Source organism: Micrococcaceae bacterium Sec5.1 (genome assembly GCA_039636795.1).
GTDB lineage: Bacteria > Actinomycetota > Actinomycetes > Actinomycetales > Micrococcaceae > Arthrobacter.
The window spans coordinates 5,145,440-5,164,520 of sequence record CP143430.1; the positions used below are offsets into that span (position 1 = coordinate 5,145,440).

At 61.7% G+C, this 19,081-nt stretch carries 20 protein-coding genes; 7 read left to right on the plus strand and 13 right to left on the minus strand.

Features of this window, described 5'->3' with window-relative positions; translation table 11 throughout:
• Window positions 1-168 precede the first annotated feature (168 nt).
• A complete protein-coding gene (locus VUN82_23550; protein XAS72011.1) occupies window positions 169-1,305 on the minus strand; it encodes an FAD-dependent oxidoreductase in 1,137 nt (378 codons plus the stop codon).
• 313 nt (window positions 1,306-1,618) lie between these two features.
• A complete protein-coding gene (locus VUN82_23555; protein ID XAS74779.1) occupies window positions 1,619-2,050 on the minus strand; it encodes an ester cyclase in 432 nt (143 codons plus the stop codon).
• Window positions 2,051-2,354: 304 nt separating this feature from the next.
• On the opposite strand from VUN82_23555, the gene VUN82_23560 reads away from it, so the two are divergent.
• Complete coding sequence (locus VUN82_23560; GenBank protein ID XAS72012.1) at window positions 2,355-3,206, plus strand: SMP-30/gluconolactonase/LRE family protein; 852 nt, start codon at window positions 2,355-2,357, stop codon at window positions 3,204-3,206.
• Window positions 3,207-3,518: 312 nt separating this feature from the next.
• Here the strand turns inward: VUN82_23560 and VUN82_23565 are convergent, their stop codons facing one another.
• Window positions 3,519-4,124, minus strand: a complete 606-nt coding sequence (locus VUN82_23565; GenBank protein XAS72013.1) for a TetR/AcrR family transcriptional regulator — start codon at window positions 4,122-4,124, stop codon at window positions 3,519-3,521.
• A gap of 86 nt (window positions 4,125-4,210) precedes the next feature.
• On the opposite strand from VUN82_23565, the gene VUN82_23570 reads away from it, so the two are divergent.
• Together VUN82_23570 and VUN82_23575 are read left to right on the plus strand one after the other, a co-directional pair.
• Window positions 4,211-4,777, plus strand: a complete 567-nt coding sequence (locus tag VUN82_23570) for an NADPH-dependent FMN reductase (protein ID XAS72014.1) — start codon at window positions 4,211-4,213, stop codon at window positions 4,775-4,777.
• A 149-nt stretch (window positions 4,778-4,926) separates the two neighbouring features.
• The gene (locus tag VUN82_23575; protein ID XAS72015.1) at window positions 4,927-5,814 is read left to right on the plus strand and encodes a hypothetical protein; all 888 of its coding nucleotides are present in this window, start codon (window positions 4,927-4,929) and stop codon (window positions 5,812-5,814) included.
• Between the two features lie 120 nt (window positions 5,815-5,934).
• On the opposite strand, the gene VUN82_23580 is transcribed toward VUN82_23575, so the two are convergent.
• The 3 genes from VUN82_23580 to VUN82_23590 form a co-directional block, all read right to left on the minus strand.
• Window positions 5,935-6,474: a hypothetical protein gene (locus VUN82_23580; GenBank protein XAS72016.1), complete on the minus strand. Its 540-nt coding sequence runs from the start codon at window positions 6,472-6,474 to the stop codon at window positions 5,935-5,937.
• On the minus strand, window positions 6,455-7,540 hold the full coding sequence (locus VUN82_23585) for a hypothetical protein (protein XAS72017.1): 1,086 nt from the start codon (window positions 7,538-7,540) through the stop codon (window positions 6,455-6,457). The genes VUN82_23580 and VUN82_23585 overlap by 20 nt, the downstream gene beginning before the upstream one ends.
• A 112-nt stretch (window positions 7,541-7,652) precedes the next feature.
• Window positions 7,653-8,501: an isocitrate lyase/phosphoenolpyruvate mutase family protein gene (locus tag VUN82_23590; GenBank protein XAS72018.1), complete on the minus strand. Its 849-nt coding sequence runs from the start codon at window positions 8,499-8,501 to the stop codon at window positions 7,653-7,655.
• Window positions 8,502-8,611: 110 nt separating this feature from the next.
• Between VUN82_23590 and VUN82_23595 the strand changes: the two genes are divergently transcribed.
• From VUN82_23595 to VUN82_23605, 3 genes are all read left to right on the plus strand, one after another.
• Entirely contained in the window at window positions 8,612-9,922 is a 1,311-nt protein-coding gene (locus VUN82_23595; GenBank protein XAS72019.1) for a PLP-dependent aminotransferase family protein, read from the plus strand.
• The gene (locus tag VUN82_23600) at window positions 9,919-10,347 is read left to right on the plus strand and encodes a universal stress protein (protein XAS72020.1); all 429 of its coding nucleotides are present in this window, start codon (window positions 9,919-9,921) and stop codon (window positions 10,345-10,347) included. The genes VUN82_23595 and VUN82_23600 overlap by 4 nt, the downstream gene beginning before the upstream one ends.
• A 144-nt stretch (window positions 10,348-10,491) precedes the next feature.
• Window positions 10,492-10,830 (plus strand): hypothetical protein, encoded by a 339-nt coding sequence (locus VUN82_23605; GenBank protein ID XAS72021.1) that lies wholly within the window; start codon window positions 10,492-10,494, stop codon window positions 10,828-10,830.
• Window positions 10,831-10,889: 59 nt separating this feature from the next.
• Here the strand turns inward: VUN82_23605 and VUN82_23610 are convergent, their stop codons facing one another.
• The 5 genes from VUN82_23610 to VUN82_23630 form a co-directional block, all read right to left on the minus strand.
• Window positions 10,890-11,507 carry a phosphatidic acid phosphatase gene (locus tag VUN82_23610; GenBank protein XAS74780.1) on the minus strand — a complete coding sequence of 206 codons (618 nt, stop codon included), beginning with the start codon at window positions 11,505-11,507 and terminating at the stop codon, window positions 10,890-10,892.
• A gap of 79 nt (window positions 11,508-11,586) precedes the next feature.
• Window positions 11,587-13,188: a 2-oxo acid dehydrogenase subunit E2 gene (locus VUN82_23615; protein ID XAS72022.1), complete on the minus strand. Its 1,602-nt coding sequence runs from the start codon at window positions 13,186-13,188 to the stop codon at window positions 11,587-11,589.
• A gap of 55 nt (window positions 13,189-13,243) precedes the next feature.
• Entirely contained in the window at window positions 13,244-14,224 is a 981-nt protein-coding gene (locus VUN82_23620) for an alpha-ketoacid dehydrogenase subunit beta (GenBank protein XAS72023.1), read from the minus strand.
• Complete coding sequence (gene pdhA / locus VUN82_23625; GenBank protein ID XAS72024.1) at window positions 14,224-15,417, minus strand: pyruvate dehydrogenase (acetyl-transferring) E1 component subunit alpha; 1,194 nt, start codon at window positions 15,415-15,417, stop codon at window positions 14,224-14,226. Before pdhA ends, VUN82_23620 begins: the two co-directional genes overlap by 1 nt.
• 149 nt (window positions 15,418-15,566) lie before the next feature.
• Entirely contained in the window at window positions 15,567-16,685 is a 1,119-nt protein-coding gene (locus VUN82_23630) for a histidinol-phosphate transaminase (GenBank protein ID XAS72025.1), read from the minus strand.
• 126 nt (window positions 16,686-16,811) lie between these two features.
• Between VUN82_23630 and VUN82_23635 the strand changes: the two genes are divergently transcribed.
• A complete protein-coding gene (locus VUN82_23635; GenBank protein XAS72026.1) occupies window positions 16,812-17,240 on the plus strand; it encodes a phage holin family protein in 429 nt (142 codons plus the stop codon).
• Between the two features lie 80 nt (window positions 17,241-17,320).
• Here the strand turns inward: VUN82_23635 and VUN82_23640 are convergent, their stop codons facing one another.
• Both VUN82_23640 and VUN82_23645 read right to left on the minus strand, forming a co-directional pair.
• On the minus strand, window positions 17,321-18,661 hold the full coding sequence (locus VUN82_23640) for a hypothetical protein (GenBank protein XAS72027.1): 1,341 nt from the start codon (window positions 18,659-18,661) through the stop codon (window positions 17,321-17,323).
• Window positions 18,661-18,972, minus strand: coding sequence for a hypothetical protein (locus tag VUN82_23645; GenBank protein ID XAS72028.1), 312 nt, complete (start codon window positions 18,970-18,972; stop codon window positions 18,661-18,663). Before VUN82_23645 ends, VUN82_23640 begins: the two co-directional genes overlap by 1 nt.
• Window positions 18,973-19,081: the final 109 nt, after the last annotated feature.

Below are 19,081 nucleotides of genomic sequence, written 5' to 3' on the forward strand. Positions count from 1 at the left end.
CACGCAACCGACCTCATTGACGAAGAGAGACTCCGAGGCAACTAGGCACTGCTGATGTGCGGGAATGAGTGTCCAGTGAAGGATCCTCAAACGGCGCTTGTCGTGCGCTGTTCAGCCGCGCAGCGAAAGGTGGCGCGCTTAGGAAGACCATTTGCGGAAGCCCGTCACTTATCCCTGTGAATCTCGGTTTCGTCGGTTGCTCCGGAAGGGAAGGGCGTTTAGCGCAGCATTGCGTATCGTGATGCCCGACCGGGTCTTGGGTACAAGGAGGCGGGATGCGATGCCGGCGCCTCGTTGTTGCTGTCGAACGTGTTTGTGGTGTTTGTGTTCATAGTCGGCGAAAGCGGCGGTGTGGTCATCAGGGTGCGCGGCAATGGAGTCGGCGAGGGTCTTGGCTCCAACGATCGCGTTGCTGGATCCTTCACCGAACAGCGAGATACAACTTGCCGCGTCACCGAGCAGCACGACTCGGCCGGCAGCCCACTGCGGTACGTCCACGTGTGTGACGGCGTCGAAGTACCTATCGTCGGACGCGCCCCATTCCTTAAGGGCGAGCGTTGTGAGCCATCCGCCGCCGGCGTAGGCGGACTCGACGATGCGTCTGCCGTGTTCGGCGTCCCGGTAGTCGAAATCGTGCTGTCCCCGGAAGATGAATGCGAACCCGGGCTTCCCACCTGCCGGATGGATGGTCAGGGAGGTTCCTGGTTCGTTGTACAACAGCACAGTGCGCGGATCTTCGATCGGCGCAGGCGCGCGCACCGTACCGACGAACATGCCGAAGGGGCGGGAAAAACGTTCTTCGGGGCCGAATGCCAAGCGGCGAACGGTGGAGTGGAGTCCGTCCGACCCGATGATCAAGTCATAGCGACGGGAAGGGGTCCGCTGAAACTGGACGTCGATACCCCTGTCGTCCTGGTGCAAAGCGGTGATCGAGTCGTCCCGGATGATGAGGCTTGTCTCGTGTGCCTTCTCAAGCAACACGTCGACGAGTTCATTTCGTGCGACCTCGACCTCCTGTGGGCTGCCACCGCGTAGCCGCGTGGGGATCTTTGCCTGTGCACGCCCGTCGGCGTCGACGAAGACCAAGCGTTCGACTCCGGTCGCGACCTCTTCCAGGTGGGACCAGATGCCCATTTGCCGTGCAATAGCGACGGCTCCTCCACGTACGTCAATAGGGTTGCCACTAGATCGGATGTCGGCCGCTCGTTCCACAACCGTGACCGACCAACCTGCCTTCGCCAGCCAATACGCGGCCGTGGAACCGGCAATGCCAGCGCCGGAGATCAGTATGTTGCGGTCCACCATGCATTTCATTCAAGCACTCAGCCCTGGCGTATCCCGCGTATTGACCCCAATTTGCTCGGGCAAGTCAGCGGCAATCATGCGGGCAAGGATCAAAGTGGTCCCAGTTCCACGAGACACAGATGAGTACGAGCCGATGCTGTTGGCTGCTCCCTGGCACCACATGCAGAGGAGGACCCTGGGCAGCCGACAGGGGCCGCATTCACACGGGCCCTGCTGTTGTAAACATCCTCCTGCCTACAACTTTGAGCTTCCCACGCCGATGCCAAACTACAGAGTGCTATCCCAGTCCCCTCACTTTTCCGCCATTTGGAGCTCAATTTGGAGAGCCGCTGGGCATTAGGCGTCTCAGTACACCCGTCTGCTGGAGTAGGGAGAAACGGTCCGGAACGCCCCAATGCTCGGAGATACGTCCGTCGACGACGACGGCAATGTCGATGACCGTCACCTCGACCGGCTTCCCGCTGGGTGGTCCGAAGAACGGTCCCGTGTTTGTTCCTCGTCCGTGGAAACGCACCCAGGCCGTAGTGCCTCGGGTGGCCCAGTCCTTGCTACCGACGAGAGCCCCCAGACGCGGGAGCTGCTGCGCGCCAAACTCGCAGGCCGGGACCAGATCATGGACGCGATGATCGCCGCGCTCGGGGGCGAACTCACCGTACCCCTGGACGAGGCACAGGCAATATTCCGCGGCCTGGCCGCCCCCGGCCTCTACCGGGAACTCGTAGAGCAACTCGGCTGGACCCCGCATCGCCTCGCCGATTGGATGAGTGAGACGCTCCAGCACCACCTGCTTCGAGCAAAAGACTGATGTAAGGACGTTGTCCAGGAGTCAGGTCCGCCCCGGTCAATCATCGTCTGCACTACCGAGCGCGTGGGTGCCTGGACCTGCCGCAGCCACTCCGATGAATGGCTGCGCGGACCCAGAAACGCAGCCAGGTCGATGCTGTCAGGCCCGACCCGTACTGGTGCAGCTACCGCCTGCTCGCGGGGGATCGGGATGCCGTTGCGGTACGTCTGGCGCCGCGGGCTTGTCCTAGGGCAGGATCGTTGCCATGACACAGATGCTCCCCGCCCCGCGTCTGCTTGCGGACGGCTTCGCGATGATTGAGTCCGGACGTTGGCACGAAGGCCGCCTGTGGTTCGCTCACTGGGGTGCCGGTGAGGTGTTGGCCGTCGACCTCCTGGGCCAAACTGAAGTCATGGCATCCGGACCGACGAGGATGGGCTGGGCCATCGACTGGTTGCCCGACGGCGATTTGCTGGTCTCCGGCGAGGATCTGACCCTGGTGCGGCCAGACGGCTCCACGGACAGGTACAGCGAGCAGGGAGGCAACGAGGTCATCGTCGGCCCGGCCGGCCACGTCTACGTAAACGGGGCCGACTTCGACTTCGCCGGGGGCGCGGAACCCACACCGGGGTGGATCCGCTTGGTCGCTCCAGACGGCACCACTCGCGAGGTAGCCGGCGACATCGAGTTCCCCAACGGCATGGTCGTGACTCCTGACGGATCGACGCTCGTGGTCGCCGAGTCCTTCGCCGGTCGACTATCGGCCTTCGACATCGGGCGCGACGGCTCCCTGTCCGGGCGCCGCAATTGGGCAGAGGGTCTTGGACCCGACGGCATCTGCATTGACGCCGCCGGCGGTATCTGGTCCCAGACGGCTGACACTTTCGCGCACACACGCGTCGAGGGCGCGCCCGCTGGAGCAGTCGTCCGGGTGCTCGACGGCGGCGAGATCACCCATCGGATCGAGACTGACGTACCGTGCTTCTCATGCGCGCTCGGCGGGCCGCAGGGTCGGCACTTGTTCCTGCTCTGCAACGAGTTCGAGGGAGTCGACCAGCTCAGGGCGGTGCAGGAGCGGCGCAGCGCCCGGATCTACGTGACCGAGCTGCCAAGCTGACCGGCGCCTGAATCACTGCGAGGATGCTAAGGATACGGATGGTTACTTCATCAACCGGGGCGAACCAGTGCCCGACGTACCTTCCTGGACGCTTTTCGCCCAGATGCTGCTCGCTGCCAGAGTGTATGCATAAATAACTGCAATTTCGGCGCGGCCCATCTCACCTTCAAATAGCGCTGTAAAAACACCGCCACTTGTCGCCGAAAGTCACAGTCGCAGGCACTGTGGTGCTTACGGCCGGCTCCCCTTGTGAGACTCACCCTCGTTCAACTTAGGCGGGGACTACGAAAGCGCCAACGAGGTGGACTTGAGCTAGGAAGATCGCATGAGGCGCGAGACGAGCTCGCGCCAGGAGTCAGTGAGCCGCTTCGGCGAGATGCCGTGGACGCGCACGTCGTTGACGATTCGTTCCGGGTCCAGCGCGGAAAGCAGAGACATCGCCATGACCCACGGATCGGCGATACCAGCCTCACGAAGCAGGACCTCGATATGTCGGTGCGCAAGGACAGTGGCCGGCACGTCAAAGCGATTGCGGGCATTGGTTGCGGCCGCTTTCAGGAGCTCGCCATTTTCCAGGACGAAGTAGATGCGGCCCTCACCGTAGGCCATGAGGCGTTCGCTGGGTGCGGCGCCCGGGCCCAAGGGCGGCGGACCAAACATGAAGCCGCGCTGGAATTCAGATTCAGAGTCACTGAGAAGGGTCATCATCAGGCCGGCCCTGCTACCGAAGCGACGGAACACGGTCCCCTTGCCAACGTTGGCCTTGCAGGCGAGCGCGTCCATGGTGAGTGCTTCCACCCCGAACTCGTCAACCAGCTCGCGGGCAGCGCAAAGGAGCCGTTCGCGATTCCGGGCGGCGTCACTGCGCTCATGAGGCGGACCAAAAGGCACGTCCGGCTGGATTGGGATCGAGCTCACAAAAAACATTCTAGACCCGGGAATAGAAACCGGACCGCGGTCCGTTTAGTATCAGTGAAGGTCCAAACACTTACAAAGGAGACACCATGTCAAAGAGCACCGTTCTTACCCTCGTCGGCAGCCTCCGCGCTGATTCCCACAACAAGAAGCTCGCCGAAGCCATCCAGCTGAACGCGCCCGAGAACGTAGACGTCCAGATCCACGATTCCCTGGGCAGCATCCCGTTCTACAACGAGGACATCGACGTCGAAGGCCAGGTTCCCGCTGAAGCTGCGGCCCTGCGTGCTGCCGCAGCCAACGCCGACACCCTTCTCCTCGTCACCCCCGAGCACAACGGCACCATGCCCGCATCACTGAAGAACGCCATCGACTGGCTGTCCCGCCCGTACGGCGCTGGCGCCCTCACCGGCAAGCCGACCGCCGTCGTCGGAACCGCTTTCGGCCAGTTCGGTGGAGTCTGGGCACAGGACGAGGCCCGCAAGGCTGTTGGCATCGCCGGCGCCAAGGTCCTTGACGACGTCAAGCTGGCCGTCCCGGGTTCCATGATCCGCTTCGCTGAGCTGCACCCGAAGGACGACGCTGAGGTTGTTGAGCAGATCAAGGCCATCTTCGAGCCCCTGACTGCCGTTCAGGAAGAAGAAGCAGCAGCCTAGTCTTTTCGCTTTCAATGCCCCCGCTCCATGCCTGCGAATCGCAGTGCTGAGTGGGGGCATTTGCGTTGGCGGTGTCCACGTTTCGGCGGCTGGTGCAGGCAGCGTGATCAACTCTTGTCCGAACCGTCACCGTAGCGGCATTTTGCTGCATGTCACACGGGCCTAACGTTGAACTACAGGTGGACGGACAGGAGCGTGGGGCTGTCATGCGTGCCGGGCGGAGACCAACAAGTACGACGGCGATCCCGGCTGCCTGCCTCGTGCTGGGTCTGCTGCTGGCTGGCTGTACTTCGGCCCCAGGGACCCTGCCCTCCGCCGGGGATACGTCATCTGCTCCAGTGGTGGGCCCATCCGGTTCGGTGCGTGATCCTGCGGCGGATGGGGCTTCGGACACTCCGTCTTCGACATCCACGGCAACGGGAAGCGGCGCTGCGACTCGTCCGGATGCACTCGCCACTCCCTCAAGCATTTCCGGCTCCGATGGTGCTGGCTCTGGCGACGGTGACGGTGGCACGGCATTGGCCGCAACGCCTGGGCCGAGTGCCGGCGTCGAGCTTTTACCCGTCGATACGCCAAGCCCTTCATCGACGGCTGTTGTTCCCGTTGCCCGGGGTGCGACCGTACCCCAAGACCTGAACTTGGGGCCGGCCGTCTACTACGTTGCCGTTGACGACGGGGGCGCCAGAGGTGTTCGCTTCGGATGCAACGACAGCCTGGTGCCTGTCCGCGGCGCACTGGCACCCGGTGACCCTTTGACGGTGGCGCTCAGCCGATTGCTGGAAGCTGGCATGCCCTTGGACACCGGCGCGGGCCTCTACGATTCACTGGCTAATTCCTCGTTGCACTTCCAGTCCGGATACGTCAGCGGAGCAACAGTGGTGGTGAACCTGGGGGGCACGCTGCAGCCCGGTGGAGTGTGTGACATCCCGCGCATCGAGGCACAGTTAACGCACACCATCGTCTCCGCCAGCGGGGCATCCCGGGCCGAAATTTACGTCAATGGCAAGACTTTGGCTGAGGCGCTGAGCCTGCGATAGCGCGTCGGACCCTCCGCGGGAGACATACATTGTCAACCCGCTTAGTCGTTGCAGGGGGCCAGCAAAGATTTAGCGGTGCAGGAACTTAGTTGAGGTTGCTGAGGTTTCAGTGCCGTGGCTTCAGGCCGTTGCGATGGCGAGTACCCGCCGCAGCGCCCACGCCACACGGAGCAGTGCCAAGACGGACGCGAAGGTGAGAACGAAGACAACCGCCTCCGGAATCCAGAGGCCCCTGGGACCATCGCCCTCCAACACCACTGTGACGAGGGCAGCAACCACCAGCAGGCCTAGGCCCGGGATGGCGAAAAGGAACACTTCTCCGATTTGGCGACGATGAAAGGCGGTGAGCTTCTCCAAAGGAAGCTCGCGCTGCCCAGGCGCCGCCTTTTTGCCGAGCACGTTGATGAGCATGGAGACGCTGGTGAGCGTGAGGCCAGCGGTAGCCCCAGCCAAAGTAGCAAGGGTCTGGAACAGGGTTCGACGGGCACCCGGATCGACGCCCTCCAGCATCAACGGCTGCTTCAAGAGCCACCCCAAGCCAAGCCACATCAGCACAGCCAAAATCGCCCACGCATAGTCTGCCGGCGGATGGAGCAGAAACCACCTCCAGACCGTCCGGCGGCGGCCGGTGCGCTCGACGTCAACCTCGTACAAGCTCATGATCCGCGCTGCCTTCTGAGCCCTGGGCTGACTTCCCATCCGCAGGTTTCACGCTGGCCGGTTCCGCCTTTGTGGGTTCTTCCTTTGAAGCGGCCGCCGCCAGCGCCTCACGCACTGCTGCCATTCCGCCTGCGACGATGTCCGGCACAGAGACCGAATCTGCGGAGCCTCTGATGTCCGGCAGTGTGAGGGCGAAGAAGGCCTCGTTATCCCTGGCCTGTTTACTGAGGATGGCAATGGCCTCGGCAGTGGACTTTCGGGGATCGTTGAAGACATCCGGGTCCACTTCGATGTGGGAGACGAAACGCTCCTTGAGCAGATCAATCACTTCGCGGTCGCCGGTCAGGGAGTCCTTGCCCTCGGCCACGACGTAGTCGAAGTGCTCAACTGATCCCGCCCTACGGAAGAGATCAATGAGCTGCTGGATGCGCTCCCGGATCCGCTGCTTGTCCTCGGCCCTTCCTGAACGGCCCACACTGAGGGAAATCCGGAAGGTTCCCTGGTTCATCAAGCGTGAGGCACTGTCCAGAACGTCAGCCCATTCACCCTCCATCAATTTTTCGGAGAGGCGTTCAGCGGGAAGCGCGAACTCGAAGCGACTCACCTCAAGCCTGCTGAGGATCTCCTCGATGTCCTCACGGACCACCGGGACCAATCCGAGCTCAAGCCCCAACATGCCTTCGAGGTACTCTCCCATCCTCGACGCCCGAGGACCATTGCCGCTGGTCAACACGGCGATGACGTTCCGCTTCAGGAAGGCAAAGTAGGTGGTTTCCAGGAGGTGGTCGCCCGGCGCCAACGGGAGGGGTTTGCGGCGCCCAAGTGCGTCCCCCACGCTGGGCAGGTTGGTGTCGCGCACCCGGTCCAAGAGGATCACCGGATGCGGTGAGAATGATGCCGTTTGCGCCAGCAACACCGTGCCGTCCGCCCCGATGAAATGCCGCTCGGTCCCAGCCTCTTGGGCCCTCTGGAGTGCCTCGGCCACCCGGCGCGCCGGAAACGGAGAGCGCAGATCATCGCCATTCAGTTGCTCAATGCGCCAGAACTGCACACTGCGTCTCGCCATCCGCCCTCCCCTGCCTACCGGTCTTTGCTGCTGATTCCAAGCTAACGGTGGGGTCAGACATTAAAGCCAGGTTCCGCCGTCGTGCGCTTTCATCTGCCGCAAACCGCGCGACTTACGGCCGGTACTTGGGTCCCTGGGCGAAGAGCGCATCCATTTCGTCGTGGCTGCGGGTGCCTGCCAATCCCGCCCAGTTTCCGTCCCCCAGGATCTCCTTCGCCACCCGCGCAACTTTTGCGTAGGCAGCTTTCGCCGTATTTCCGCCGATGCTGACCCGCCGTATGCCGGCGTCGTGAAGTTCCAGGGGCGATGGCGCACCTACTCCCGCAAGGGCATTCAAGGGTGCGGGGATCTTGCTGGAGAGTTCATGCAGGACGTGAAGGTCCACGACGCCGGGAACGAAGATGCCGTCCGCACCCGCCGTAAGGTAGGACTCAGCACGGTGCAGGGTCTCTTCGTAAGCGCTGTCCGGATACTGTCCCGAGAGGTAGGTGTCCGTTCGGGCATTGATGAACAACGGGATTCCGCGCTCGTCCGCCACGGCACGGATCAAAGCGATTCGCCGCGATTGTTCGTTGATTTCCGTGAGTGGCTCTGCAGCGGAGTCCTCAATGTTGATGCCAACCGCGCCTGCATCCAGCACTCCGTGCACGGTGGCCCGCAGTTCATCGTCTGTACGCCCGTATCCAGTTTCGATGTCTGCAGTTACCGGCAGTTTGGTTGCCCCTACCACCCGCCCCAGCGCCGCCATCGCCAACCCCCACGGCACGTGGTCACCGTCCCGGAAGCCCAAACTCCAGGAAACCGCCGAACTCGAAGTGGCTATCGCCGTCGCACCAGCCTCCTGCACCACTCGGGCGGAGGCGGCATCCCAGACATTCACCAGGACCAGCGGCGTGGGCCCGGCATCGTGAAGCTTGTGGAAGAGTTCGGCCTTGGTCACGGATCCCCGGTGCAGTGTCATAGCTACATTCCAGCCCCTGGCGTTCCCGGCGTAAAGGAAACACCGCAAACCGGCGCGTTCTTGAAAACATATGTTGCCTAATTAGCAACCTTCGGGGGTATCCTGTCACTGTGACCCACGAAACATTGGATGCCGGCACCAAGCTGCCCGCTGAAGCCATCGACGCCATTGAGCGGGCCGCTACGGCTGCCGCCCACCCACACGAGGAGCTGTTCTCCGCGCGGGCCGCCAACATCAAGCAATCCGCTGTCCGCGACGTCTTCGATATCTCCATGCGGCCCGGCCTTGTCTCGCTCGCAGGCGGCAACCCATATCTGCAATCGCTGCCGCTGGAGAAGCTTGGCCAGACCGCCGCCAGGATCATCGCCGAAGACGGGATGACCGCCCTGCAATACGGCGGTGGCCAAGGGACCGCGGAACTGCGCCAACAAATCTGCGAGATCATGGCAGCAGAGGGCATCATGGACGCCCAGCCTGAGAACATCGTGATTACTGCAGGTTCCCAGTCAGCGCAGGATGTGGCAACCAAGGTCTTCTGCAATCCCGGCGACGTTGTCCTCGTCGAAAACCCCACCTACGTTGGGGCCCTGAATACCTTCGAGGCTTACCAAGTGCAGGTAGAGCCGGTCGAAATGGACGACGACGGGTTGGTACCTGAACTCCTCGAGGCCAGGATCGCAGCGCTTCAGGCAGAGGGCAAAAACATCAAGTTCCTCTATACGATTCCCAACTTCAACAATCCCTCGGGCATTACCCTGGCTGAAGCACGCAGGCAGCGGATCGTAGATATATGCCGCAAGGCGAATATCATCGTTTTGGAGGACAATCCCTACGGCCTGCTGCGGTTTGACGGTCACCCAATCACCCCGATGCGGGCTGCAAATCCAGATGACGTCATCTACTTGGGATCCTTCTCCAAAATCTTCGCGCCGGGTCTTCGCATTGGTTGGGCCTTGGTGCCTGCCCACCTGCAGCGTCGTTTCTACCTGGCCTCCGAAGCAGTCACGCTTTGCCCGCCGCCTCTGAACCAAATGCTCGTATCGGCATATTTGCGCGAGTACGACTGGCGGGGACAGATTGAAACCTATCGCGGCCTCTATGCAGAACGGTGCAAAGCCCTGCTCACGGCCTTGGACGAATACATGCCGGCCGGACTCTCGTGGACACGCCCCGACGGCGGATTCTTCGTCTGGGTAACGCTGCCCCAAGGCGTGGACACCTACCCCTTGTTGAAGAAGGCCATCGACGCGGGGGTTGTCTTCATTCCCGGCGCAGCTTTCTCGCCGGCAGACGGACCCTCCAACAAGCTGCGCCTGGCCTTCAGTGCTGTACCGCCGGATACGATTGCCGAAGGCGTACGTCGTCTGGCCCCTGTTCTCGCAGAGGCCATCAAAGCCACCACTGAAGGAGCAGCACTATGACCGGGGTTGTCATTGTAGGAGTAGACGGTAGCGAGACGGCGATGAGGGCGGCCAAGGCTGCCCAGCAACTGGCCATCGGGATTGGAGCCAGTCTTCGCGTGGTGAGCGCTTTCGACAGCAACAAGACCGAGGTGGTTGAGATCGGGACGGACAAGTGGATCGTGTCAGACGCCGCCGAGGCCGAAGCCGTCGCCCGCACCGTCGCGGAGCGCCTGTCTGATGACCGCCTTGAGGTCACGTACTCGGCGGCCCGCGGCAAGCCCGGTGAAGCCTTGGTCAAGGAAGCAGAAATGCTCGAAGCACGGTTGATCGTGGTGGGCAACCGGCGCATGCAAGGCCTGGGTCGTGTCCTTGGCAGCGTAGCCAACACTGTGGCCCACAACGCTCCTTGCGATGTCTATATCGCCAAGACCGACCAACCATAAGCGACCTGAATCACGCCGCCGGGTGGGGAGGCTCACCCGGCTTTTGGCGTGATTTAGGCCTGGCACCAGAAGTCATCGTTATAAAATTGAGATGCCCCCAATGGCGTGAGCCATCCTCCATCAACTGACTTCAGGGGACTTCACTTGCTTACTTTGCAGCCGCGCCAGCGCGTTGGACACGACATCCTGCTTGCCCGCCACGGCAACAGCATCAGCACGATGCGTTTTGACCGCGCGAATGACCGCATCATCGCGATGCTCGACGACGGTTCCTGGGACAGCGCGCCAAACATGATTTCCCCTAGCTTGACCATGCCGGAAACTTTCGGCAGCATCATGCGCAAGGACTGGCGGTTCCTCTCCCTTGCGTGCGTCGCAATGATCACCTTCGCGGCCATGGCTATGGGCATCAGCGCGGAGATGGCAAACCACATGTCCACCACGGAACTTCAGGCGTTGCTGGTTAATTACCCCGCGTTCTAAGCGGGGCCGCCGCCCTTGCAGCAGGCCTCGGAGGCCTGCCCCGCCGCGAGCGGCCTGCCTCAGAGCATCCATTCCTGCAGCAGCCACCAGGACCCTCCGATGACGATGCCGCCGAACAAAGAACCGGCGACGACTTGCCCGAGCGTATGGGCCCGCAGAACCACGCGCGACCATCCAACGGCCGGCACTATGCCCAACACGGGCAGCCAGCCGGGCCCGAACATCATCACCACAATGACGGCAGCGGCGGCGATTGCCGAAGCGTGTCCACTCATCTTCCAAAAAGCGCTCACCACGGCCAGAACGGCAATGCCTCCGATCAGGGCGATGATCATGAGTGAAACGCTCACCGGCCCCTTGATCAGCTGCAGCACCATCAGGCCCACAAGCACGGAAATCAAGGCAAGCAGCAGCAACGCGGGCCGCTGACGACGGTCGCTGACATGATGATCGGTGATTCTGCCCAGACGGATCATCACCAGCACGTATGCCAACGGCAGGACGCAAACGAAGAGGGCTCCCAGCAGCCCGAAACCCATCGTCCCGGGAAACCCCGGTTCGATAGCCGAACTGATCAACAGTAAGGCCGTCACTACGATCGGCGGCTGAAAGGCTTCCGTTAGAACCTGGGCGACGATGCGCCAGGGTCCTGATAGCAACTGGTGTCCTGACCGCAACTGGGCAGGCACGTGACCAGCCTCGTCAGCGGCCAAAGCGGTGTTCGGCCCTTCGCTCGCATTGGTGGCGGCCAGGCGATCAGTCAAGCAACAATGCCGGTTCTTCAAGAATGGCAGCTACATCAGCCATAAAGCGGGCCGAGAGGTCGCCGTCAACCACCCGGTGGTCAAAGGACCCACCCAGCGTGGTGATCCACCGCGGAATCACTTCCCCGTCCAGGACCCATGGCTTCTGCTTGATGGTTCCAAACGCAATGATGGCAACCTCGCCCGGGTTGATGATGGGCGTTCCCGTATCGATGCCAAGCGCACCGATGTTGGTGATGGTCAGGCTGCCGCCCTGCATCTCGGCAGGCTGCGTCTTGCCCGCCCGGGCCTTCGTGGCGAGATCGTTGAGGGCGAGGGCCAACTCCTTCAAGGAGAGATCCTGGGCGTCCTTGATATTGGGCACCATCAAGCCACGCGGTGTTGCAGCTGCAATACCCAGGTTCATGAAGTGCTTGACCTGGATCTCCGCACCGCCGTTGCCATCAGCGTTAGCTACCCACGTGGCGTTGACACTGGGGTTCCGCGCGGCGGCCCAAATGACTGCTTTGGCCAAAATAAGAAGCGGGGATACTTTGATGCCTTCGAAGTCCCGCGAAACCTTGAGCCGTTTGACGAACTCCATGGTCCGGCTCGCGTCGACGTCAACAAAGATGCTGACGTGCGGTGCCGTGAACGCGGACTCCACCATGGCCTTGGCGGTTGCCTTACGCACGCCTTTAACAGGTACACGCTCGATCCTCTGGTCCTGCGGCTTCTTGGAAGCGCCCCAGAACGACTCCGCCTGATCAAGCTCAGCGTCACGCTGCGCCTGATAGCTGACCAGGTCCTCGCGGGTCACCTCGCCGCGCTGTCCTGTGGCTACGACGTCTGCAAGGTCAATGCCAAGATCGCGGGCGAACTTGCGCACCGGCGGCTTCGCAAGGACCTTGTTGACGAGCCCGCTGATGGTACCGCTGATGGCGGCACCGCGTGATGCGGCGGTCTGGGGCGCTGAAACTCCCGGCGCTGTGACATCCCGCGCTGTGACGTCGGGCGCTTGAGTGCTGGCCGCTGGCGTGACCGGCGATTGCATGACCGGCGCGACGGCGGCGCGTGCCGACGTCGGGCGTTGAGGCATTGGCACCTGGGCTGCTTGGGCAGCCAAAACCGCTTGGTGGTCCTGGACTGTACCTTCGGCGTTTTCCGCAACTGTAGTTGGCTCGCCAGTACCGGCTGGACGCTTGCGCGCACGGCGCTTCACGGCGTCGGCCTTGGGGCCGGAACCCACAAGCGGTCCGCCTGCCGGCCCGTTCTCGCCACTGTCGATATCAACAGGAAGCTTTCCGTAGAGAGGGGCATCGACGGCGGGAGTCGCCGCCGGAGCCTGCGTCACCGGCGCTGCATCCCCGGGCTGGTTGTCCGAAACCGCGATGATTGCGGTGCCAACCTCCACCGTGATGCCTTCTTCGACCAACAACTCGGTGACCGTGCCGGCGAAGGGCGAGGGGAGCTCAACGAGCGACTTCGCCGTCTCGATCTCACACAGTACGTCGTTGATGGCAACGGTGTCGCCGGGCTTGACCTTCCAAGCCACTACCTCGGCCTCGGTCAGGCCTTCGCCGACGTCCGGCAGGTTGAATTTCTTTACAGTCACAGTGGTCCTCGATTTCCGTCTGCCCGGCTGTGAAGCCGGACTGGATCAGGGCGGTTTAGTAAGCCAGGGAGCGGTCGAGCGCTTCGAGGATCTTGTCGATGTCCGGCAAGTAATCCTCTTCAACCTTGGCCACGGGATACGGCATGTGGAAACCGCCAACACGGATCACAGGGGCTTCAAGGTGCAGGAACGCCCGTTCGCTGATGCGGGCTGCAATCTCTCCGCCGATACCACCGAATGTGGGGGCTTCGTGGGCGACGATCAGCCGGCCGGTCTTCTTGACCGACGCCTCAATGGTGTCGAAGTCCACGGGCGAGATGGAGCGGAGGTCGATGACCTCAATGCTGCGTCCATCCTCAATTGCAGCATTTGCTGCAGCGAGGGCAACCGGAACCAACGGCCCGTAAGCCACAATCGTGGCGTCCGTACCTTCACGGACCACATGTGCCTTGAACGGGTCTTCTGACAGACCAGCATTCTCAACATCCACCTCGCCCTTGAGCCAGTAGCGGCGCTTGGGTTCGAAGAAGATCACAGGGTCCTGGCACTCAATGGCTTTCTGGATCATCCAGTAAGCGTCATGGGCGTTGGACGGCGAAATGATACGGAGGCCAGCGGTGTGGGCGAACAACGCTTCCGGGGATTCGGAGTGGTGCTCAATGGAACCAATTCCGCCGCCGTAGGGGATCCGAATAACCACAGGAACAGTCAGGCGGCCATGGCTGCGGGCGTGGATCTTGGCCAGCTGCGTGGTGATCTGGTTGAAGGCCGGATAGACAAAGCCATCGAATTGGATTTCGCACACCGGCGAGTAGCCACGCAATGCGAGCCCAATAGCAGTTCCCACAATGCCGGACTCTGCCAGAGGGCTGTCGACGACGCGGTCGGCCCCGAATTCCTTGATCAGGCCATCCGTCACCCGGTAGACGCCACCGAGATGCCCGATGTCCTCGCCCATCAAGAGGGACTTGGGGTTGCTCTTCAGCGATACGCGGAGACCCTCGTTGATGGCCTTGGCAATGGTCATGGTCGCCATCAGTTAGCTGCCTCCTGGTCGGTTTCGAAGCCTGCCGAGTATTCCTCGAACCACGCCTGTTCCTCTGCAATCAGCGGGTGTGCTTCGGCATAGACGTTGGCGAAGGAATCGCGGATGTTCGGCACCTCCAGGCCGTGCGTGGTGCTGCGGACATACTTGGCCAGCTCATCCCCGTCGGCTTGAACCTGTTCGAAGAAGGCTTCATCGGCGAGCCCTTCAGTCCGCAGGTATTTCTCCAAACGCTCCAGCGGATCCTTCGCACGCCACGCGGTCTCTTCGGCCAATTCGCGGTACTTGGTGGGGTCGTCAGCTGTGGTGTGCGCACCGACACGGTAGGTGTACGCCTCGATAAGTACAGGGCCGCGGCCCTCACGGGCATGCTCCAAGGCCCATTCAGTGACGGCATGCACGGCAATGACGTCGTTGCCATCCACACGGATTCCCGGGAATCCATAACCCTTGGCGCGGTTGGCCAACGGGACCTTGGTCTGGACTTCGGTAGGCACAGAGATGGCCCAGTGGTTGTTCTGGCAGAAGAAGACAACCGGGGCGTCGTACGAGGCAGCGAAAACCATTGATTCGTGGACGTCCCCTTCGGAGCTGGCGCCGTCACCGAAGTAGGCAACCACTGCAGCCTTGGGATCATTGGAACCATCGGCAACCGCGAGCTTCTGGTCACGCTGGATGCCCATGGCGTAGCCCACTGCGTGAAGCGTTTGGGCGGCCAGCACCAGTGTGTAGAGGTGGAAGTTGTTCCCCCGCGGGTCCCAGCCTCCGTTGGAGACTCCGCGGAACTGCTTCAACAATTCAGCAAGGTCCACGTTGCGCACAAGCGCGACACCGTGTTCACGGTAAGTGGGGAAAATGTAGTCCTGGGGCTGGCTGGCGTGGGCCGAGCCGATCTGGGCGGCCTCTTGACCGGTCAGCGGCACCCACAAAGCGAGTTCGCCTTGGCGCTGCAGCGCGGTGGCCTCCTGGTCAAAACGGCGAATCCTGGCCATGTCGGCGTAAAAGACGCGGAGCTTTTCGGGGTCTATCCGCTTGGCATAGTCAGAGAAGACGGGATCGGTGCCTAGCTTTCCGTCAGGGCCGAGCAACTGGACCATCTCTACGGGTTCACCCGAGGCAGCTACAGCCGCTGAGGTTGCCGCCAGAGTTTCATCGGTCCCGGGGGGCAGTTGTGTCGAGCCCATTCCGTCTCCTTGCTTGCCGCAGCTAGTGCCGGGCAATGTCTGTCGCTGGGATATATGCCCATTCCGGAATGCATTCCGGAACGGGCATATATTTTGGCTTTCGTCCTTACTTTATCGGCAGTAAGTAGCGTAGGCGCATTTGTTAACCGCTAGGAACTGTGCGGAGCCTTTGTATAACCTGCACAGAGTTTCAGGAACCTTGTATTGGCTTCCACTTCGCCAATGCTGACCCGGACTCCCTCATTACCGAAGGCCCGGACAGATAGGGCCTGCTCGGCTGCCAACGCCGCAAACTCGCCGCTGTTCTCCCCCAAGTTCAACCAAACGAAGTTCCCCTGGGCCTCCGGCACGAACCATCCGAGAGCGCGGAGACCCGAAGTGACGCGGTCCCTCTCCTCCACCAGGCTTTGTACCCTTTCGACAACCTGGTCGAAATTTTCGAGGGATGTAATCGCTGCGCGTTCTGCAATTTGCGATACGGCGAAGGGGGTAGCCGTAACGCGAAGGTGCTGGGTGAGCTGCGGGCCGGAAACACTGTATCCAACCCGCAGTCCTGCCAACCCGTGGGCTTTGGAGAAAGTCCTCAGCACCACAACATTGGGGTATTTCCGGTAAAGCTTGATCCCGTCTACGGCGGCTTGGTCCCGGACGAATTCCTGGTAAGCCTCATCAATGACCACCACCACGTTGGGCGGCACCGACTGGATGAAGCGCTCCGTTTCCTCAGCCGTGAGGATGGGCCCGGTGGGGTTGTTCGGGGTGCAGAGCAAGATCACCTTGGTGCGCACCGTGACCGCAGCGGCCATGGTTTCGAGATCGTGACGGCCGTCCGGAAGCAACGGGATCTGCACGCTGGCCGCCCCCGCAAGGCCCACACAAATGGGGTAAGCCTCGAAGGAGCGCCAGGCGTAGATCACCTCGTCCGACTTGCCGTCATCATTCTGGCCCGCGAAGGTGGCAAGAATCTGGTTGAGCGCGCCGAGGCTTCCTGCACCGGTGACGACGTCGTCAGCAGGAACATCCAGGAAGTCAGCCAAAGCATTGCGCAGTTTGGTTGCCAAGGGGTCTGGGTAGCGGTTGATGTCAGTCTGATCCGCGATGGCCTGCAACACTGCAGGGATCGGAGGCAGCGGGTTTTCATTGGACGACAATTTGTAGCTGGTGAGGCCCTCGATCGCAGCGGGGGGTTTACCAGCCGCGTACTTGGGGAGCCTGTCCACGACCGGTCGAGGGAGTACGCCCTCCGGTGCGTTGTCAGTAGTAGTCATGGATTCAAGCCTACTTGCACCCTTGTGGCGTTTGGCATGTTCGGCAGCCAACGTTCATCCTCATCCAGTTGCCTTTCCATAGTGATGTCCCAGCCGAGCCACAGACGAGTATGAAAGCATGGGTGCATGGGTTCATTCATCGTTCGCGTCCTGATCAACGGCCTGGCTCTGTGGATCGCCAGCTGGCTCTTGGATGGACTGGAGATCTCTTCCTCTGCCACTGAAAAGGCGGCAGCCAACGCCGGGATCACTGAAGGCGCGGATGCAGCGGGGATCGTCTTGGCGTACCTCTTCATCGGCCTGATTTTTGGAGTCGTCAACGCGTTCGTCCGCCCGCTGGTCAAGATTCTGTCCCTCCCCGTGACGATCCTGACCCTGGGGCTGTTTACGATCATCATCAATGCGGCAATGCTGTACCTGACAGCGTGGCTGAGCAGCTTCACGCCTGTGCACCTCACTATTGACTCGTTCTTCTGGACAGCCATCCTCGCCTCGATCATCATCAGCATCATCAGCGTGGTTGCCGGCCTGATCCCCGGGGCCCGCAAACGCTAGATGCAGTTCCCGCCGCTGGGCCTGTTCTCACTGTTGGCGCCGCACTAACCATTGGCACTGCAGTCACCATTGCGCTGTACTTACCGCGCTCCGGCCCCGGAACGTGTCTCGGGAAGATTGGGGTTCCGCAGGCTCGGCCTCTTGTCCGGCAAGGGTGACCGTTCCAGCTTGAAGTGCGTCACCTTTGCCGCGCCTCCCACACCAACAACACCCGCGAACACTGCCGTAGAAGCTGCAAGGGAGGCATCCTTACTCGCCGTGACCAATTCCGCGCCTTCGGCGTAGTTGTCGAGTCGGTGACCGGGACCCAGGCCCGGGTCTTCTCCCTCTGGAGTTTTGACTTCATTGTTCAGCGTTACCGTCACCCTGTCCTTGGTATCAGGGTTCACCCTGCCGTCCGAACCAGGGACCCAGTCCTGGACGTGCTCCAGGTGCAATGAAGCAATGCCGGGTTCCGCGCTAAGACCGCCAGCAGGGGCTCCAGCCGTCAGTACATATTTGAGGTCGAATTCGCTCAGGAATGCCTTGTTCTGGCCGAGGTTCATGGCGTGTGCGCCTCCTTGACTGTGCCCGACTGCTACCACCTGGTCTCCGGCTTCAGCGCCGGCTTCTCTCAATGCCTGACCAATGGCCGGAACCACTTCTTCAGAGTCGTACCCGAGTGCTTCACCTACACCCGCTTTGTCGAAGGGATTGGTATCTGGTGCTTCGGATTGCGTTCCCGGAATCAACACCATCCAGGAGGACGAGCCATCGTTGCCCAGCTGGATGATCTCAATTTCTCCATCGCCCCGGGCATGGAGTTTCTCGAGTCGCCGGATGCTCTGTGCCATGGATGGATCGAGTTGCTCGACCGACTCGTCCATCTTCTCGATGCTCACCGGGCGCGGCCTCAGTCCGGGAACGAGGGGGGACTGCAGCAGTCCATGCATGATGTCCCGCGCCGCCATCCCCGGTGGAATGATGGTTGTGACCACGTTGTGCGCGATGTCCCGGCCAGGCATCCAGGGTGCACCTGACATCTTCATCTCATCAAGCCTCAACATCCGCGGGAACAGGTTCTTGACCTCGGTTTGGACGTAATCGTGATGACTGGAACGCACACTGGCGCTGACACCAACCAATTCCTGACGCACCCTGCCTACGTCTTGACCGCTTTCAGCCACCGCATCGATTGCCGCACACCCCGAGGCGTACGAGTCGAAGAGGTAAGGCCCCAAATCAGCCTGCACCCTGCGGGTTTCTTCTTCCACACCAATCAACTGCTGAACCAAGTCATCAAGGAGTGCGGCTCCACGCAGGAGCTCTTCCAACTGGCAGGACATTCCGCCCACTCCCCCACGGATGCTGAGGATCCCATCCGGGGCCGGGGCCATAGGTTGAGGGGCTGAACCCCCACCAACAGGAGCAACATCAGCCATCAGTGCCCCCTCCCGTCGGAGACGGCGACGTTCTGTGAATGACGGAGAACCGAGGCGGCTGCATCTTCCAGTGATTCCCGTGCCCGCATCAGTGCTGAGGCGTGAAGAGCAATAGTTGTCCTGTAAGCACTTCCGGCCGGCGACTGCCACTCTTCCAACTGGGTCCGCCGCAAGGATGCCAGCACAGCATCCGTCTGATCCACGGAGGCCTTAATTCGCCAAGCGAGCCTCTGGACTTCGTGGCTGCGCGAGGCGCACTCCAGGGGATCGAAGGTGGGTGGGTTGGCTGCAGGCATCAAGCCGACGCTCATGTCCGTGTACTCCATTGATTGTTCTGCTGATCGGTAGGTACGACGCTACGGAGCCGGGGAACCGGGCGGAAGCGCCGCCGTCGGCTATGTGGATAACGCGGGCGGCTGT

Bases quoted from the DNA above. Each gene is read 5' to 3' on its own strand.
- VUN82_23550 (XAS72011.1), bottom strand. From the start codon at position 1,305: ATGGTGGACCGCAACATACTGATCTCCGGCGCTGGCATTGCCGGTTCC.
- VUN82_23555 (XAS74779.1), bottom strand. From the start codon at position 2,050: ATGCGGGGTCCAGCCGAGTTGCTCTACGAGTTCCCGGTAGAGGCCGGG.
- VUN82_23560 (XAS72012.1), top strand. From the start codon at position 2,355: ATGACACAGATGCTCCCCGCCCCGCGTCTGCTTGCGGACGGCTTCGCG.
- VUN82_23570 (XAS72014.1), top strand. From the start codon at position 4,211: ATGTCAAAGAGCACCGTTCTTACCCTCGTCGGCAGCCTCCGCGCTGAT.
- VUN82_23575 (XAS72015.1), top strand. From the start codon at position 4,927: ATGTCACACGGGCCTAACGTTGAACTACAGGTGGACGGACAGGAGCGT.
- VUN82_23580 (XAS72016.1), bottom strand. From the start codon at position 6,474: ATGAGCTTGTACGAGGTTGACGTCGAGCGCACCGGCCGCCGCCGGACG.
- VUN82_23585 (XAS72017.1), bottom strand. From the start codon at position 7,540: ATGGCGAGACGCAGTGTGCAGTTCTGGCGCATTGAGCAACTGAATGGC.
- VUN82_23590 (XAS72018.1), bottom strand. From the start codon at position 8,501: ATGACACTGCACCGGGGATCCGTGACCAAGGCCGAACTCTTCCACAAG.
- VUN82_23600 (XAS72020.1), top strand. From the start codon at position 9,919: ATGACCGGGGTTGTCATTGTAGGAGTAGACGGTAGCGAGACGGCGATG.
- VUN82_23620 (XAS72023.1), bottom strand. From the start codon at position 14,224: ATGGCGACCATGACCATTGCCAAGGCCATCAACGAGGGTCTCCGCGTA.
- pdhA (XAS72024.1), bottom strand. From the start codon at position 15,417: ATGGGCTCGACACAACTGCCCCCCGGGACCGATGAAACTCTGGCGGCA.
- VUN82_23630 (XAS72025.1), bottom strand. From the start codon at position 16,685: ATGACTACTACTGACAACGCACCGGAGGGCGTACTCCCTCGACCGGTC.
- VUN82_23635 (XAS72026.1), top strand. From the start codon at position 16,812: ATGGGTTCATTCATCGTTCGCGTCCTGATCAACGGCCTGGCTCTGTGG.
- VUN82_23640 (XAS72027.1), bottom strand. From the start codon at position 18,661: ATGGCTGATGTTGCTCCTGTTGGTGGGGGTTCAGCCCCTCAACCTATG.
- VUN82_23645 (XAS72028.1), bottom strand. From the start codon at position 18,972: ATGAGCGTCGGCTTGATGCCTGCAGCCAACCCACCCACCTTCGATCCC.